Annotated in this window: 21 protein-coding genes and 1 pseudogene; 20 read left to right on the forward strand and 2 right to left on the reverse strand. The window is 27.5% G+C overall.

Annotated features, from left to right (window positions below; all coding sequences use genetic code 11):
• The first annotated feature begins 22 nt into the window (after positions 1 to 22).
• From BTM21_RS03785 to BTM21_RS03875, 18 genes are all read left to right on the forward strand, one after another.
• Positions 23 to 298: a hypothetical protein gene (locus BTM21_RS03785; protein WP_021876048.1), complete on the forward strand. Its 276-nt coding sequence runs from the start codon at positions 23 to 25 to the stop codon at positions 296 to 298.
• A 187-nt stretch (positions 299 to 485) separates the two neighbouring features.
• A complete protein-coding gene (locus tag BTM21_RS03790) occupies positions 486 to 1,079 on the forward strand; it encodes a phage scaffolding protein (protein WP_021876047.1) in 594 nt (197 codons plus the stop codon).
• 15 nt (positions 1,080 to 1,094) lie between these two features.
• The gene (locus BTM21_RS03795) at positions 1,095 to 1,982 is read left to right on the forward strand and encodes a hypothetical protein (protein ID WP_021876046.1); all 888 of its coding nucleotides are present in this window, start codon (positions 1,095 to 1,097) and stop codon (positions 1,980 to 1,982) included.
• A gap of 43 nt (positions 1,983 to 2,025) precedes the next feature.
• Positions 2,026 to 2,346 carry a phage head-tail connector protein gene (locus BTM21_RS03800; protein WP_021876045.1) on the forward strand — a complete coding sequence of 107 codons (321 nt, stop codon included), beginning with the start codon at positions 2,026 to 2,028 and terminating at the stop codon, positions 2,344 to 2,346.
• On the forward strand, positions 2,343 to 2,657 hold the full coding sequence (locus BTM21_RS03805; protein WP_079481466.1) for a phage head completion protein: 315 nt from the start codon (positions 2,343 to 2,345) through the stop codon (positions 2,655 to 2,657). Before BTM21_RS03800 ends, BTM21_RS03805 begins: the two co-directional genes overlap by 4 nt.
• Positions 2,650 to 3,060, forward strand: coding sequence for a hypothetical protein (locus BTM21_RS03810; protein WP_079481465.1), 411 nt, complete (start codon positions 2,650 to 2,652; stop codon positions 3,058 to 3,060). Before BTM21_RS03805 ends, BTM21_RS03810 begins: the two co-directional genes overlap by 8 nt.
• Positions 3,061 to 3,414 carry a hypothetical protein gene (locus BTM21_RS03815; RefSeq protein ID WP_021876042.1) on the forward strand — a complete coding sequence of 118 codons (354 nt, stop codon included), beginning with the start codon at positions 3,061 to 3,063 and terminating at the stop codon, positions 3,412 to 3,414.
• Positions 3,415 to 3,972 carry a hypothetical protein gene (locus tag BTM21_RS03820; RefSeq protein WP_021876041.1) on the forward strand — a complete coding sequence of 186 codons (558 nt, stop codon included), beginning with the start codon at positions 3,415 to 3,417 and terminating at the stop codon, positions 3,970 to 3,972.
• A gap of 70 nt (positions 3,973 to 4,042) precedes the next feature.
• Positions 4,043 to 4,345: a hypothetical protein gene (locus BTM21_RS03825; protein WP_079481464.1), complete on the forward strand. Its 303-nt coding sequence runs from the start codon at positions 4,043 to 4,045 to the stop codon at positions 4,343 to 4,345.
• 313 nt (positions 4,346 to 4,658) lie between these two features.
• Positions 4,659 to 7,418 (forward strand): phage tail tape measure protein, encoded by a 2,760-nt coding sequence (locus BTM21_RS03835; RefSeq protein ID WP_021876039.1) that lies wholly within the window; start codon positions 4,659 to 4,661, stop codon positions 7,416 to 7,418.
• Positions 7,415 to 8,119, forward strand: coding sequence for a hypothetical protein (locus BTM21_RS03840; RefSeq protein WP_079481463.1), 705 nt, complete (start codon positions 7,415 to 7,417; stop codon positions 8,117 to 8,119). Before BTM21_RS03835 ends, BTM21_RS03840 begins: the two co-directional genes overlap by 4 nt.
• Entirely contained in the window at positions 8,119 to 9,552 is a 1,434-nt protein-coding gene (locus tag BTM21_RS03845; protein ID WP_021876038.1) for a phage tail spike protein, read from the forward strand. Before BTM21_RS03840 ends, BTM21_RS03845 begins: the two co-directional genes overlap by 1 nt.
• Positions 9,553 to 9,831, forward strand: a complete 279-nt coding sequence (locus BTM21_RS03850; protein WP_021876037.1) for a hypothetical protein — start codon at positions 9,553 to 9,555, stop codon at positions 9,829 to 9,831.
• Position 9,832: 1 nt separating this feature from the next.
• Complete coding sequence (locus BTM21_RS03855; RefSeq protein ID WP_096145345.1) at positions 9,833 to 11,113, forward strand: hypothetical protein; 1,281 nt, start codon at positions 9,833 to 9,835, stop codon at positions 11,111 to 11,113.
• 50 nt (positions 11,114 to 11,163) lie between these two features.
• Positions 11,164 to 11,685, forward strand: coding sequence for an SGNH/GDSL hydrolase family protein (locus tag BTM21_RS03860; protein WP_242969967.1), 522 nt, complete (start codon positions 11,164 to 11,166; stop codon positions 11,683 to 11,685).
• Between the two features lie 10 nt (positions 11,686 to 11,695).
• Positions 11,696 to 11,929: a hemolysin XhlA family protein gene (locus BTM21_RS03865; RefSeq protein ID WP_021876035.1), complete on the forward strand. Its 234-nt coding sequence runs from the start codon at positions 11,696 to 11,698 to the stop codon at positions 11,927 to 11,929.
• Between the two features lie 19 nt (positions 11,930 to 11,948).
• Positions 11,949 to 12,356 (forward strand): hypothetical protein, encoded by a 408-nt coding sequence (locus BTM21_RS03870; RefSeq protein ID WP_021876034.1) that lies wholly within the window; start codon positions 11,949 to 11,951, stop codon positions 12,354 to 12,356.
• Positions 12,357 to 12,426: 70 nt separating this feature from the next.
• Positions 12,427 to 13,482: an N-acetylmuramoyl-L-alanine amidase gene (locus tag BTM21_RS03875; RefSeq protein WP_079481462.1), complete on the forward strand. Its 1,056-nt coding sequence runs from the start codon at positions 12,427 to 12,429 to the stop codon at positions 13,480 to 13,482.
• A gap of 104 nt (positions 13,483 to 13,586) precedes the next feature.
• Here BTM21_RS03875 and BTM21_RS03880 read toward each other — a convergent pair whose 3' ends face one another.
• Together BTM21_RS03880 and BTM21_RS03885 are read right to left on the reverse strand one after the other, a co-directional pair.
• Positions 13,587 to 13,838: a spore coat protein gene (locus BTM21_RS03880; protein WP_021876032.1), complete on the reverse strand. Its 252-nt coding sequence runs from the start codon at positions 13,836 to 13,838 to the stop codon at positions 13,587 to 13,589.
• A gap of 13 nt (positions 13,839 to 13,851) precedes the next feature.
• On the reverse strand, positions 13,852 to 14,037 hold the full coding sequence (locus BTM21_RS03885; RefSeq protein ID WP_021876031.1) for a hypothetical protein: 186 nt from the start codon (positions 14,035 to 14,037) through the stop codon (positions 13,852 to 13,854).
• 225 nt (positions 14,038 to 14,262) lie between these two features.
• Here BTM21_RS03885 and BTM21_RS03890 point away from each other — a divergent pair, with 225 nt between their 5' ends.
• Positions 14,263 to 14,934, forward strand: a complete 672-nt coding sequence (locus tag BTM21_RS03890; RefSeq protein WP_079481461.1) for a manganese catalase family protein — start codon at positions 14,263 to 14,265, stop codon at positions 14,932 to 14,934.
• Between the two features lie 991 nt (positions 14,935 to 15,925).
• Positions 15,926 to 16,726 (forward strand): annotated as a pseudogene (locus tag BTM21_RS03900) (ABC transporter substrate-binding protein); the annotation flags it as partial.
• Positions 16,727 to 16,752: the final 26 nt, after the last annotated feature.

Below are 16,752 nucleotides of genomic sequence, written 5' to 3' on the forward strand. Positions count from 1 at the left end.
TAAATTTATTAAGGAGAAAAATATGAAAATTGTATGTAAGAAATGTAATGGTGAATTTGAACCTGAAAATGATATGTTAGAAGAAAGTTATCTAGGAGCAATGATAACAGAAACATATTTTAATTGTCCTTATTGTAATAAGAAATATTTAGTGTGTATTAATAGTAAAATCACTAGAAAATTAATTAAACAAATAAAAGTATATACGGCTATAGGAGATATTGAGAAAGTAAATAAAATAAGAAAAGATCTAAAGATAGAAATGGATAGGTTGAATGGTAAAGTACTTAATAATTAAGTACTTTTTATTATATCTAAATTTAAGGATGATAAGAAATAAATTGTGAACAACTAAAAGTCTTAGGAAACTAAGGCTTTTTATATTGCCCTTTTTACAGGTTTGCAGGGCATAAAGAACAAAGGTGACTCTACATTACCTGGAGAGCAGGTATAAAAATCTATTAGAAGTAAAGGAGAAAGATAAAATGGAATGGTTAAGAAAATTATTAGAAAGTGCAAAAATAGTTGATGGTAGGCTGGATATTGAAGCATTAATGAAAGATATTAATACAGAGTTTCCTAAAAATGCGGTGCCAAAGGAAACATTCAATGATATTAATGGACAGCTTAAAACAGCTAATACAACTATAGCAGACTTAAAGAAAAATAATGTTGATAATGAAACATTGCAGAAAACAATCAAAGATCATGAATCAACTATTAAGACACAAAAGGCTGAGTATGAAGCTAAGGTTAGAAATTTAACTCTAGATAGTGCTATTGAAAAAGCATTATCTCAAGCTAAAGCAAAACATAGTGATTTACTGGCTAGTAAAATTGATAGGGAAAAACTATCAATAAATAAAGATGGTGAAATTACAGGTCTTGATGATCAGTTAAAAGGATTAAAGGATAATTATAAAGATTTATTCGAAGAAAAGATAAGTGGAATTCCACCAGTAAATCCAGAAGGTGGTTCAGGAGGAAATAACACATATGAAGCATTAATGGCCAATGCTGATAATATGACCGCTGAAGAAGTAGCAGCTCAATTTATGGCTATACAAAATAATAAATAGAAAGAGGGAATTTAAATGACAGTAACAAATTTTAAAGCAACATTATGGGAAGGTGCATTGATTGCCAATTTTCATTCAGTATCAGTAGCAGAGGCAGTCTCAACAAAACCAACTAAAATTAAAGGAAATAAAGTAATATTTAATAGAGTTGGAGCAGGAACTATAAAGGATTATTCAGGAACTGTTTCATGGGATGAAATTAATACTACTCCAATAGAAATGACTTTTGATAAAAAGAAGTATTTTGCATTTAGTTTAGATGATTGCGATAAGGTACAATTAGTAGCGGATGTTATGGCAGCAACTACAGCAGAACATGCAGCAGTATTAGCTGAAACATATGATAAGGATTTTTATATTACATTAGCAGGAGGTGTTAAATCATCTAATAAAATAGGTGCATCATCTTCAAAGAAGGATATATCATCTAAAAATATATATGATTATATTGTTGACTTAGGAACTATACTTTCTAAAAATAAAGTACCTAAAACGGATAGATATGTAACTATAGATGCAGAGATTCTAGGGTTACTTTCTAAAGATAGAAGATTTACATCTAATCCAGTAGTGCTTCAAAATGGAGTAGTTGAAGGACAAACTATAAATGGTATGAAAGTTATATGTAGTGAAGAAAAACCAGCTAACCAAATAGTTGCTCATTATAAAGGAGCTATAGGTGCTGCTAAACAATTAGATGAAATGGAAGCTATGAGGCTTCAAAATAGTTTTGCTGATGGCGTTAGAGGGTTATGTATGTATGGATCAAAAGTTCTTAGAGATGATGCAATTGCAGTATTGTTTTATAATGTAATATCAACAGATCAAGTTGCTCCAACTAAGGTTGAAATAGCTAATACTAAAGATAATCCAGTAAATACAAAGGAAGTTGCAGGAGCATAAGAGAGGCAAAGTCCTCTCGTCCTTTATGGAATGAGGTGTTAAAGTGATTCAAGAAGAGCAAAAAATAAAGATATTAAAATCATTAAAATTAAGACCAGGTATATCTAATTTTAATGATGAATTATTAAAGGATTTAATATCAGATTATTTTAATGATGTAGCAGAGTCTATAAACCTATCAGAAGGCTTACAAATGCCAGTAGGTTGTATCAATATTGTTAAAGAATTAGTAGTTGTTAAAATTAATAGATTAGGTTCAGAAGGGATTTCAAGTGAATCACATGAGGGAATAAGTCAAACGTATACTGATGATATTCCTAATGAAATTAAGACAAAACTTAGAAGATATAGGAGATTGCCGTGAGTATAATAAGTGATATGAACTCTATTATGTTGCAAGTTAAAGAGAAGGTTAAAAAACCTTCTGGAGCTAGTGGGGAAGAATGGAAAGATGTTAAATTAATAGATATTTCTATATATCACACTAATGATATGAAAAATACTCAAAGCGTTAGGTATAATGAAAGTACTAATACAGGTATAACATTTTACAAAGATATTAATAAGAATGTTAATCGACTTAAAGATGGAGATACAATTTACAATATAACTAAGGTTAATACAAAAGGTAGATTCACAACTTTATTATTAAAGGTGGTAGAAACTAATGGATAATAAGGATTTTGAAAGAAGTATAGAAAATGCAACTATTCATATTATTCAAGAAGTAGCTAAAAATATGGGGAAAGCATGTCTTTTAATAGAAAGAGAGGCTAAGAAGAATTGTCCAGTAGATCAAGGTCACTTAAGAGCAGCTATGCAACATGAAGTAACTGTTAGTAGTAAGGAAATTATAGGTAAAGTTTCGAATAGTTCTGAAATAGCTCCATATGTACATCAAGGTACTGGAATATATGCTAAAGATGGAAATGGAAGAAAAACACCATGGAAATATAAAGCTAGATCAGGAAAATATAAAGGATGGCATATAACAAAAGGACAAAAAGCTAAACCTTTTTTAGATAAAGCTAAATTAGATAATAAAGATAAAATAGTAAATATATTGGCAGGTGATTAAATGTTAGAAATAGCAATAAAAAATATTCTAGAAGAAACAACTGGATTAGATGTAACGCCTGTATTTGGAGTAGGAGAACCACCATTTATAACATATACAGTTATACCTATTGGCGGTGGAACTATTAAAGAGAGTCAAGTTGAAATTAAGATAATAGATATTGATTTTGATAATGCTTTACAAATAAGAGAAAAGATATTAAAAAAGTTAGATATAGAATATAAAGATCCTTCATTAGTTAACCACAATATAGTATTAAGGAGTGGGTTAGCTGGTGGAGGTTCTTTATTTAATGATTCAATTCAAATGTGGGAAGTGTCCTGCATTTTTATTATTAAATGGAGGAGTAAATAGATGGCAAAAGACAATAATGAAATTGTATTAGGTGCTGGGGAAGTGTATATGTATGAATTTACTGGAACTGAAATACCCCAAGATGAAGAAGTAGAAACAGAAGAACATAATGTTGGTCATTGTTCAGGAGGATTTAGTATAGATTATAAACCTGAAAAATATGATGTTAAAAATCAATATGGAAAAACAGTTAAGAGTTTTATAACTAAGGAAGAAATAACAGCTAAAACAGGAATATTAACTTGGTCTTTAGAAAAGTTATCATTGTTATCTACAGCTAAATTTACTACAGATAAAGAAAAGAAGATAAGAGTATTGAAGTTTGGAGGAGGAGGAGCTCTTAAAACAATTCTTGTAAGATTTGTCCATACTAAAGAAAATGGAAAGAAAATAAGATTTACAATGATAGGTCAGGGTGGTAATGGATTTAGTTTAGAGTTCTCAGATAAGGAGTTAACAGTAGATAGTCAAATTACTGCAATAGAATATATTAAAAATTTCCTTGCAGAGTTTGTAGAGGAATTAACAGATGAAGAGGTAAAGGCAATATCTGGTTAAAATTATATAGTGTTAGAGTGCTTTAAGCACTCTTTTTTAATTTAAATAAAATAAATTAGGAGGAATATAAATGGTGTTAGATTTAGATAAATATTTAAAGCAAAGTATAGATATTAAGATTAATGGAGAGGTTCTTGAAATACTTCAACCAACAGCAAAGATGACTAAAGAAATAGGAAAGTTAGAAAGGGATGTAACAGAAGATAATTACTTAGAAATAAAGAGTAAGACAACTCATCTTATATTAAATAATAATAACTCTAATAAAAAATTAACTTTAGAGGATATAGATAATATACCATATAAGTTACAAGACTTAATAATTAAAGAATTGACTAATATGGTATATGAGGCAAATAATGACCCAAACTAGCAATCCCCATACCAAAGGGGAAAATAGGAAAGGCAATAATTAATAAGTATATAAGTAATGAAGAATGGGAAGAAAGCTATATTCTATGTACAGGGGAATTAAGAAGGATATCTGAATATACGAAGCTTAATTTTAATGAAATTTTAAACCTTCCATATTCATTATATCTACTTTATAGAAAAGAAAGTTGGATAGATAGTTGGAGTAAAACAGAAGATGGACGAGAATTTTTAAAAGCATTATGGAGATTAAAACAAACTAAAGCAGATATAAAAAAAATTAGGGAATTTCAACATAGAAAGGAGGTTAATTAATGGCTTTAACTAGTGGAATTAAATTAGCCCCTTTAATGGTTGATATTAAAGCAGATATTAAAACTTTTAAGGATGATATGTCTAAAGCTAGTGTAGTTGCTGCAAATGAGGCTAAAAAAATAAGTAAAGAACTATCTAATGTAACTAAGATAGGAGAAGGGTTATCTAAGGCCGGTAGTAATCTTACAAAGTTTGTATCTCTTCCATTAGCTGGGTTTGGAGTAGGCTTAACTAAGATGTCAGTTGATTTTGAAAGCTCTTTTGCCAAAGTATCTACATTATTAGATTCAAATGTAGTTGATTTTAATAAATATAAGAAGGACTTATTAAAAGCTAGTAGTGATAGTAAAGTAGCAATAGATGAGTTTAGTGAAGCTGTATATGGATCTATTTCAGCAGGAGTTGACCAAACAAAGGCAATAGAATTTACTACAAATTTTATGAAACTTGCTAAAGGTGGATTTACGGATGGAGCTAAAGCTGTTGATGTATTGACTACTGCTATAAATGGGTATGGATTAAAAGCAGAAGATGCAACTAGGATAAGTGATTTACTTATTACAACTCAAAATTTAGGTAAAACTACAGTAGATGAATTAGCTAGTAGTATGGGAGCTGTTATACCTGTAGCTAGTTCTGTTAATTATGGGGTAGAAGAGTTATCAGCTTCATATGCACAATTAACTAAAAATGGTATTGCCACGGCAGAAAGTGGTACTTATTTAAAATCTATGTTATCTGAACTTGGAAAGAGTGGATCAATAACAGATAAGACACTTAGACAACTTACTGGGAAAGGTTTTTCAGATTTAAAAAAAGAAGGGAAATCTACTACTGAAATTCTTGGAATGATAAATAATGAAGCTAATAAGAATGGGAAAACTCTTAAAGATATGTTTGGTAGTGTAGAAGCAGGATCAGCAGCCTTAGTCCTTATGAAGGGTGATGGCAAAGAGTACAATGAAATGTTAGAGTCAATGGGGAAAAGTGCAGGTGCAACTCAAGCGGCCTTTGACAAAATGGATGCAACACCAGCTGAACAAATGAAAGGTGCTATAAATAAATTAAAGAATTCAGGAATAGAACTTGGTGCAAGTTTAGTACCTGCATTTAATAAGATGGCAGATATAATTAGTGGACTTGCTGAAAAATTTAATGGATTATCAGATGAACAAAAAGAAAATATTCTCAAGTGGGGAGCTATTGCTATTGCAGCAGGGCCAGTATTAAAAATAATAGGAGGAGGAATCCAAACTTTTGCAAGTTTAAAATCAATTTTAGGAGGAACATCTAAAGCTTTAAAAATATTTAAAACAGGTGCTGGATTAGCTAGTAAAGCATCAGCATTATTAGGTGCAGTAACCGGATCAGCAGGAAGTATAACAGGAGTTGGTGGATTGCTTACTAGTTTAGGGGGAATGGCAGTTGCAGCAGCTCCTTTTGTAGCTGGTGCAGCAGTTGTCGGAGTAGCGGCTTACGGAATACACAAAACATTATCAAAAGAAGTTATACCAACTGTTGATTTATTTGCTGATAAGGTTGAACATACATCAACTATGGTAGGAAATCAATATGGAGCTATGACTAGGCAGGTTAAAACTAATACTATAGAAATAAGTGAGTCTACTAAAACAGCAGTTAAAGCTTACATGGATATGGATGATGGTGTAACAAAATCCTTATATCAACAAAAAGTAAAGCAAGATGTTATTACTGATGATTTAGCTAATGGGATGATAGATAAATTTAAAAATATGGCTGAAACTATTAAAACATCTCAACAAGCTAAGCATGAAGAAATGACATCTAATTTAAATAATTTTTTTAGTAATAACTCTAGCCTAACTGAAACTAGGGAAACTGAAATTTTAAATACAATAAATACAAAACATCAGGAGCAACAAGCTATAGTAGATAATGCTATGAATAGAATAACAGAAATATATACTAATGCTAAAAATAATAATGCTAAATTAAAACAAGAAGAGTTAGATGAAATATCACGCTTACAAGAGCAGATGAGAAATAATGCTATAGATACTTTAAGTGGAACAGAAGAAGAAGCTGCAGTAATTAGAGAAAGAATGAAAGAATATCAAGGTAGATTAACAGCTGAAATGGCAAGTGAAATGATAACTAAAGCAAATGAAGCAAAAGATGGAGAGATAAAAGCAGCTAATGAAAAATATGATGAGGTAATAAAACAAGCAACTAGATTGAAAGAAGCTGGATTAATAACTAAAGAAGAATACGATAATATGGTTAGAGATGCTAAAAATACTAAAGATGAACAGATAAAGAAAGCTAATGAAGCTTGTGAAGGTATTAAGAATGAAATTAAAAATTCAACTCCTGGAATAGAAAATGAAGTAGAATTTCAAACAGGAAAAATTAAGACTGGATGGGACAGTTTGAGTAGCTGGGTAAGTGAAAAATGGCAATGGATAACTAGTAAATTTTCTGATGCTTCAAGTAAATCAAATGAAATGAAAGTTGATGGAAGTCATTATAACGGCCTTAATTATGTTCCAGTTGATGGATATATTGCAAGACTTCATAAAGGAGAAAGAGTATTAACAGCAAGTGAAAATGATAAATATTCAAGGGGAGAAATAGATAAAGGAAGTATATCAAATTTAACTATTCATGTTCCTATTAATCTAAATGATATGCAATTAGCAGAAGCTACAGCAAAAGCTAATGATATTGTTGGAGGGAATAGAATGGTTTTAGCAGAAAGGGGGCTTATTATTAATTGATAAATTATGAAGGAATAATAAAAGATGGTAAACATAGTTTTAGAGATTATGGATTAATAATTAAATCAAAATATATAAGTATTCCTGGAAAAGAAAAAATATCGGAGAGGGTTCCTTTTTCAAATTATAATTATGATTTTTCTAGACTATATGGAGAAGAGATATTTAAAGATAGAGAAATTCAATATATATTTAACCTTATATGTAATTCAAAAGAAGAGCTATATTCTAAAGGGGATAAAGTTATTGAATGGCTTTATGATAATAAGAATTTTAAACTATATGATGATGATATAAAAGGGTATTATTTTTTAGCAGAATGTTTATCAATAGATTATAAAGAACTTAGTACATTTTGGGAAATCACAGTAAATTTTAAAGCATATCCATATAAAATAAGAGTATATAATGAAGGATTAATACCATGGGATGATTTTAATTTTGAAACAGATTATTTACAAGAAACAAATTTCTTTATAGATGGAACTAAAGAAATTAAATTAATAAATTCAAGTTCTAAAAAAATAATTCCTGAAATAGTATGTGATTCAGATTTTATTATAAAAAAAGATAGTACCACATATTACTTTAAAAAAGGAAACTCTAAAGATTGGAGATTTAAGCTAAATAAAAATATAAATATCATAACAATAACAGGAAGTGGACACTTGAAATTCTTATTTAGGAAAGAGGTTATTTAATGTATGAAGTAGTTATGAAAAATAAGGATAATGAAATAGTTATAAATTCAGTATCAGTTGATTTATTTTCTCCTAAATTATTGAATGGAAATATTAAAAAAGGAATTAATAGTATTGATAGTTTTACATTTGATATATTGCCTAATAATCCAGGATACAATTTAATTGAGGAATTCAAAAGTAAAATAGATGTTGTAAATATTAATAGTGGAAAGATAGAGTTTAAAGGAAGAGTTTTAATATCTAAAGAAAAAATGAGTGAAGATGGAAAAGTTATTAAAACAATTATTTGTGAAAGTGAATTAGGTTACTTGCTGGATTCTATTCAAGATTATGGAGAATACCATAACATAAAAGTCAGAGATTTTTTTAAGTTAATTATAGATAGACATAATAAGCAGGTTGAGGAAGATAAGAAACTTATACTTGGAAATATAACTGTAGAGGATAATAATGATAGTTTATATAGATTTATAAATTATGGAAAAACTTTAGAGGTTATAAAAGATAAATTGATAAGTAGATTAGGTGGAGAATTAAAAATAAGATATGAAAATGAGGTTAGATATTTAGACTATTTATCAAGTATTGGAAGAAATACAAATTTAGAGATAAGATTATCAAAGAATTTAAAAACATTGGAGGAAGAAAAAGATCCTACAGGTATAATATCAAGATTAACTCCGTTAGGGGCAAAGATTGATGATAGTGAAAAACGATTAACTATTGAATCTGTAAATGGTGGCATTAAATATATAGATGATATTGAGGCTATTAACAGGTTTGGAATAATAGAAGGATATATAAAATGGGATGATGTTACTATTGACAGTAATTTATTAAAAAAAGGTAAAAAATACTTGTTAGAAAAAAATAGAGTTAAAAAGAAATATAATATAAGTGCATTGGACCTTTCAATTATAGGATTAGAAATAGAAGAATTTGAAGTAGGAAATATATATAGAATTATAAATCCGATTATGAATATAGATGAAGATTTAAGAATTATAGAAAAAAATATAAATTTTAATAAACCACAAGAATCTTCTTTAATATTTGGTGAAAAATTTGAAGATATAAAAACATATCAATTAAAAAATTTAAATACCATAAAAGAAGTTGATAATGTAAAAACAACTCTTAAAACCTCTATAAAAACTATGAACTCTATATCTGATGAGTTAGTTAATACCATAAAGGTTTTAGATAATACCAATGGAAATGTTAAGGCTATAAATGAAGCTGTAGCTATTAATATTGCTACCACAAAGGAATTAGTGGAAAATATCAATACATTAAACAATAATATTCAAAGTGTAAATTTAATAGTAGAGGAAAATAGTAATTCAATTTTAAATATTAATGAAAAATTAAATAAAATAAATAATAAATTAAATAAAATAAATATAAGACTAATGACAGGTGATTATTAAATGGATGAAATTATAAGAATAAAGGCTGGAATTTTAAGTGATATAGAATCTGAAATTTATAATAATATAAATGGAGCAGTAGTAAAAACTATAATATTGCATAATAGTAATGATATCAAAAAGGAAGTAATGCTAAATATAGATGGTGTTGCTTTTTTTGTTATTTTAGAACAAAAGGAAACTAGAATTATAAATAATACAATAATGATTAATTCATTAAAAGCTATTGGAGAGGGGATAAATATTCATATTACAGGAATACAATTAGGAGGAGTTTAATATGGGAGTTATAGCAGATAAAATAAGAAAAGCTATATTTGGAGGAGAGGTTAGAGAAAGCATAGCAGAAGGAATTGAAGTTGTAGAGAAATTAAGAGAGGACTATGATAGGCAAGTAATTAATGCTGGATCATCTAATAGCGAAATAGTTCAAGCAAGAGTAGGTAAAGATGGTAGTTCTTATAGCAGTTTAAAAGAAAGACTAGATAAAGAAAATGAACAAGTCAATTTGGAATTAGAGCAGAAAGTAATTAATTTGAAAAACTTAAAGCTTAGTAAAGATGATATTTTATCGATGGCAAATATGGGACAAGATATTAAAGAAGCTATGACAGGGGGGAGTGTATCTGTAGTTGGTAAAGATACTATATTAACAGAAAATATAGTTGATAAACAAATAACAGAAGAAAAAACAACTTTTATAAAAAATGATATTAATATTTTTAACCCTTTACAAGCAACTGATAATAAATGTATTTATGGGGAAATTGGTAGTATTTATGACCATGATGGTTTTTTTGTTAGTGGTAAGATTTATATTCCAGCAAATGTTAATATTTTCAAAAGTTCTGTTTATGCTTATTCTTTTTTTGATAGCAATAATAAATATATAAGTGGTGGAGAAACTCCGACACCTAAAATTATTAAAACCCCATCTAATGTGAGTTATATTATAATAACAGCTCCGATAAGTGAAAAGAAAACAACTATAGTTGCTATAAGTGAAATAGAAATTCCATTTTCAAATTTCAAAAAAAAGTTTAATGACTATATTGATAGTTTTACAACTGAAACTAAAAAATCTATGCAAAATGATTTTGAAAGGGATAGTGTAAATTGGAGTAACATAATAAACAAAGAATTTTTTAGTATTGAAAAAATATTTTATCCTTTTAAACCAAGAAAAATAGATAATAAAACAGTAAATGTAATTAATAATGTTTATGAAATTAAATTATATAATGCATTAAAAAATAGAGAATATACAATAACTTGTGGCGGTGGAATTGGAAAAACAACACAAATTATAATTTATGATACTAAGGATAATAATATAGTATGTAATTACTGGATTGAAAACCTAAATAGAAATGGAATAGAAACTATAAGAATAGATGAGTTTAATAAGAGTGGAATATATGCAGATATAACATTAAATTTAGATAATATACCTAATATTACAGGCGTAGATAGTTTTATTATTAGCAATAGAGCGTATTGCATTGAAAAAAAGTTATTAATAAAGATAATTATTGGGAAGGTAAAAATTTATTATGTATAGGAGACTCTATAACATCTCAAGAACTGTATCAAAATGAAATTAAAAAAATTATTGGCTTTAATAATGTTGTAACACAATCAAACCCAGGTTTTAATTTGAAACAATTTATGTCAAATGTTACAAGTGAACAAATCGATAATGCAGATTTAATAAGCATAATGGTATGTATGAATGATTTTGGTGGAAATACTCCAATAGGATCTATTAATGATAAAACAGATGATACTTTCTATGGCAGTATATATATGGCTATTAAAAAAATATTAGAACAAAAACCTGATGTAAGATTAATGTTTGTAATACCTCATAATCCTGGTCAGCATGATAACTACTTTAATAAAATTAACAAAAAAAATAAAGCCGAACAACATTATTATTATGAATATGTAGACGCAGTTGAAAAATCATGTAGATACTATGGAATACCAGTTGTTAATTTATATAGTGAATGTGGCTTAAACGAATTTAATCAATCATATTTTTTCAATAGTGCCGATGATCATGTACATCCTAACAAAAAACTTCATGATATTTTTGCTAGAATTATTTCTTCAAAAATAAAATCAATTTAAGAGGTGTGATATGGCAGATGAAAACCCTATTATTTATGAAATAAGAGAAAATGTAGTTGAAATAAAAGCTACACTAACAAGTATTGTACAGAATGTAGATTTAAAATTCCAAGTTCAAGAAGAAAAAATTAAGGTAGCAAATAACAGAATAAAGGATTTAGAAGATACAAACAAATGGCTTTGGAGAGCAATTGCTGGAACTTTAATAAGTACAGTAGTTGCTTTTTTAATTAAATTGAAATAAAAAGGGAGGAATAAAAATTATGAAAGAAATTTTAATAAATCAAATTTTACCACCAGTTTTAAGTGCTCTAGCAATAGGAGTAACAGGAATCTTCGTAGCGGTAATAAAAACTGTTGGAGATGCTGCAATATTATATATAGATAAGCAAAAAGAATTAGCAGAAAAGAATCTAAAATTAAGTAAGTATAAAGAAGAATTAATTATGGCTAAGCAAGTATGGAACATAGTAGAAGAAAAGTATAGAATAAATGATACTTTAAAAGAGACGTTGACCTCTAAAGCAAATGAATTTGACAAAATATTGTTAGAAAAAATACCTTACTTAACTAAAGATCAAGTGGAAGAATTAAGACAAGCTATAGCTGGAGAAGTAAACAAAGGTAAAGAAGTATTGTTAAAGAAAGATTTTAAAATAAATATAAATTAAGTTTACATGGCAGGAGTAATCCTGCTTTTTATATTATAGAAATATTAAAAAAAGGAAAGGTGATTTAATTATGTTAAAAATTAAAAGAATGATAAGTGAGTACAATTATTTTGAAGGGAATAGTATTAAATATTTAGTTATACATGGAACAGGAAATAAAACAGATACAGCAATAAATAATGCAAAGTATTTTAATGCTTGTGATAGACAAGCTTCAGCACATTATTTTGTAGATGATAATGATATAGTTCAAGTAGTAGAAGAATTTAATGGAGCTTGGCATTGTGGGGATGGATATAATAGAAATGGAATAAATAATCAAAATTCAATAGGTATTGAAATGTGTTGTACTAACTATACTTATTCAGATGCAACAGTAAAAAATACTATTGAGTTAGTAAAAGAATTACAACATAAATATGGTATTCCAAATGAAAGAGTTGTTAGACATTATGATGCATCTTATAAATGTTGTCCATCAGGATTTGCAGATAACAATTGGGAAAAGTGGATTGAATTTAAAAAGATGATAGATGGAGAAGTCATAATTCCAGTTGTTAAAGTAGAATCACAACAACAATCAGAATTAGCTTCAGGACTATATTTAAATTTAAAACCACATATGGAAAGCTGGTCTATATATAACATGAATGTTAAGCCTATAAAGGGGAATGAATTTGCATATTTAGCACCTAGTCAATATGGAGGACTTAGTTATAGAATAATAGAAGATAGAGGAGATGTAAAAGTAATTAATACAAGTTGTTTTGGAACAGTTCAGATTTATGCTCCAAAAGATAATGATAGTACATTTACTGATTATCCAGTATATGAAAATGGAAGTAATGATGAAGTATCAAATGAAGTAGATATTAAAGAAAGTATAGTAAAGGAATATGAAGAAGTAGGAGTATGTACTGTTAAATGTACACTTAATATAAGAAATAAGCCTTCAATAAATAATGAGCCTATAGGAACTTATGAAGCTGGAGAATCATTTAACTATGATTATGTAGTTATAACTGATAATTACGTATGGGTTTCTTATATTAGTTATACAGGGGTAAGAAGATATGTCGCTATAACAAATAGAGCGACAGGAGAGAAGTTTGCAGAGTGTGAATAGATAGTAAATATCTATAAAGTATAGATTGTTATATAAAGGGATAGAGTAAGAAAAAACTTGCTCTATCCCTTTATTTTTATTGGATTTATATTATTAATAGTTTTTTATTGGCCACTATTTAATTCAGATTTAATTGTATTAATATCATTTTGAGCTGCTGGTTGAGCAGGTTTATAATATCCTTTTTCTTTTGCTTTTTGGTATATTGAATATTGACGAATTTCATCTTCATTTCTCATTTGTTGTATAGTTTGACGTAGTTCTTGATTATCTGTTTGAGCTATTACATTAGCGTAATTTACCAAACTGCTATTAATCATACTTAAATAATCATTCATTATATCTTTTTCTTTCATTACATAAACCCTCCTATTTTAAGAATGACATTAATTTATCTTTGCTCATTCTCGCTTCATTAGCATCTTGTTTTAGTATGTTGCATATTTCAGGATCAGTACATTGTTTAGAAAAATCATCTAATTTATTTGCAATTGTAGCATGGGCACCTATAAGATGTCGTAAATTTTGCAATTCTAATTGTGTTAAATTTGGCATTTTAATCACTCCTTATAGTATATTTCGAAATTATTATGCTTATTATCAACAAAAAATATACCAAATTAGTAAATAATAAATAATTAGGATTAAATATTAATTAGTAAATATTGATTTTAATAATAATAAGCTCATTAAAATAGACAAAAATATTATTAATGTGAATAATATTTTTATTGGTGGAAAAAAATAAGATAGAAATTTAAAAAGTTGGAGGTTGATTTTATGTTTAAACATGAAAAAAAATTATTAAGAGATGTAATGGTGGAAAAACCTAATCCTCAATATGCTGTTTTAATGCAAGAACAACTTGGTGGAGGAAATGGAGAGCTAAAAGCAGCTATGCAATATATGGCACAAAGTTTTAGAATAAAGGATAAAGAAATAAAAGACTTATTTTTAGATATAGCTGCAGAAGAATTAAGTCATATGGAAATGGTTGCTCAAACAATAAATTTATTAAATGGTCATGATGTAGATAATTGTAAAGTTACTAATGGAGAAATTCAAACTCATGTACAATGTGGATTATCCCCTGTTTTAATAAATTCATCAGGAGCTCCATGGACAGCAGATTATGTAACAGTTACAGGAGATTTAGTAGCAGATTTACTTTCTAATATAGCATCAGAACAAAGAGCAAAAGTAGTATATGAATATTTATATAGACAAATTGATGATAAATATGTAAAAGAAACTATAGATTTTTTACTTAATAGAGAAGAAGCTCATAATGCTTTATTTAGAGAGGCTTTAAATAAAGTACAAAATACAGGATCAAATAAAGATTTTGGAGTTACGGAAGATTCAAAACTTTATTTTGATTTATCATCTCCAAGTGAACCACATAAAAGTCCTAATCCAACCCCTCCATCATTTGAGAATCCATCAAGATAATTATATTAATTTTTAATATGAATTTAAAACAGCTTTTAAGAGCTGTATAATTAACTTAAAGATTATTAATTAGAGAAATAGAGTATAAATATGCTTTATTTCTCTAATTTTTTTTATATGAAGGTAAGAAGATATATCGTTATAACAGATAGAACAATAGAAGTGAAATTTGTAGAATTTAAATAAAGAATAAATATCTATAAAGCATAGATTATCAATCTTTATCCCTTATTTTTACATTATTGACTTATATTAATACGAATAGTACAATGTGTTTGGTGAAAGGGGTGAGTAATGTGAAGGAGGTTAAATAATAATATTTACTTATATTCTTCATAATTAATATGGACAAAATATATAAAGAATTAATTCGTAGAGTAATAACCTTAATTGGATTAGTAGTATTTTTAATATTAGCTATAAAAGCGTTATTCCAATTGATTATAGGCGGGTTTTAGATATTCTTTAATTAAATAATATTAAAGGATTCTTATTATTTTAACTGCTTAAAAGTTTAGTATTTATTTAATTTGGGGGGAATAAATGAATTTAAAGTTATATAAAAAATTAAATTTAATTTTTAGTGGTATTGTTTTTCTACTTCTTTTATCTACATCAAGAATTCCGGAATTATTTAATATAATTCCACAAATGATTTTATTATTTTTGAGTATATCTTATATAATAAATAGCAAAAATAGGTTGATTAAAATTAGAAATATGTCATTTAAGAAAACTTTAATTTTAGGATATTTAGGATTAATATTATCTATTATTTGTCTTATAGGCTATTTTTTACATTATTTATTTTAGGAAATATCGACTGTTATATTTATTATTATTATATAAATATAGAAAGAGGTGAAAAAATGAGAAAAATAGACAAAATAACAGCAGGGATGAATATAATTGCATTAGCTATAAGTATAGTAACCCTTATGATATTAATATTTAAATAAAAAATATATATATTTGTGTATAAGAATAAGTTGCAGACAAAACAATGCAGCAAGTATTAAGTAAAAATGCAGATATAGGATTTTGTGGTCCAGAACAAGTAATTTACATTAATAATCAAGGTAGAGAGGACTATCCAGTTCTTTTTGCTCAATTAACTCAAAGAGATGGATCATTTTTAGTTGGAAGAAAAGAAGAATCTAATTTCGATTGGAAGGAATTAAAAAATGTTGAGATGATTGGGGGAAGACCAGGTGGAATGCCTCAAATGGCATTTGAGTATGTTCTAAGAAAAAATGGATTAGATCCTAAGACTGATGTAAATCTAGTTACCAATTTAGACTTCACTGCAACAGCAGGAGCATTTAAAGCAGGTACTGGAGATTATGTAACATTGTTTGAACCTACAGCATCTATGTTAGAAAAAGAAGGAAGTGGAAAAATAGTCGCTTCTATAGGAGAATCAGCAGGAGATATTCCATATACATGTTTCTTTTCTACAAAGTCATATATGGATGAAAATCCTGAAGTGATTGAAAAATTTACTAGAGCTATTTATAAGGGACAACAATGGGTACAAACACATAGTGATGAAGAGGTTGCAGATGCTATTATTTCATTTTTCCCAGGAACAGATAAGGAGATAATAGTTAATGTTGTTAAAAACTACAGAAAAATAGATGCGTTAGCTAAAGAACCTAAAATTGAAAAAGAAGATCTTGATAGATTAATGGACATAATTGAAAGTTATGATAAAACACTTTTACCATCAAGACCTGACTTTAATAAAATAGTTAACAATAAATTTGCTGAAGATGTTATTAACAATAAGTAAATACAGAAAAAATTTTAGCTCTAAAT

Origin of the sequence: Clostridium chauvoei, assembly GCF_002327185.1 — a bacterium.
GTDB lineage: Bacteria > Bacillota > Clostridia > Clostridiales > Clostridiaceae > Clostridium > Clostridium chauvoei.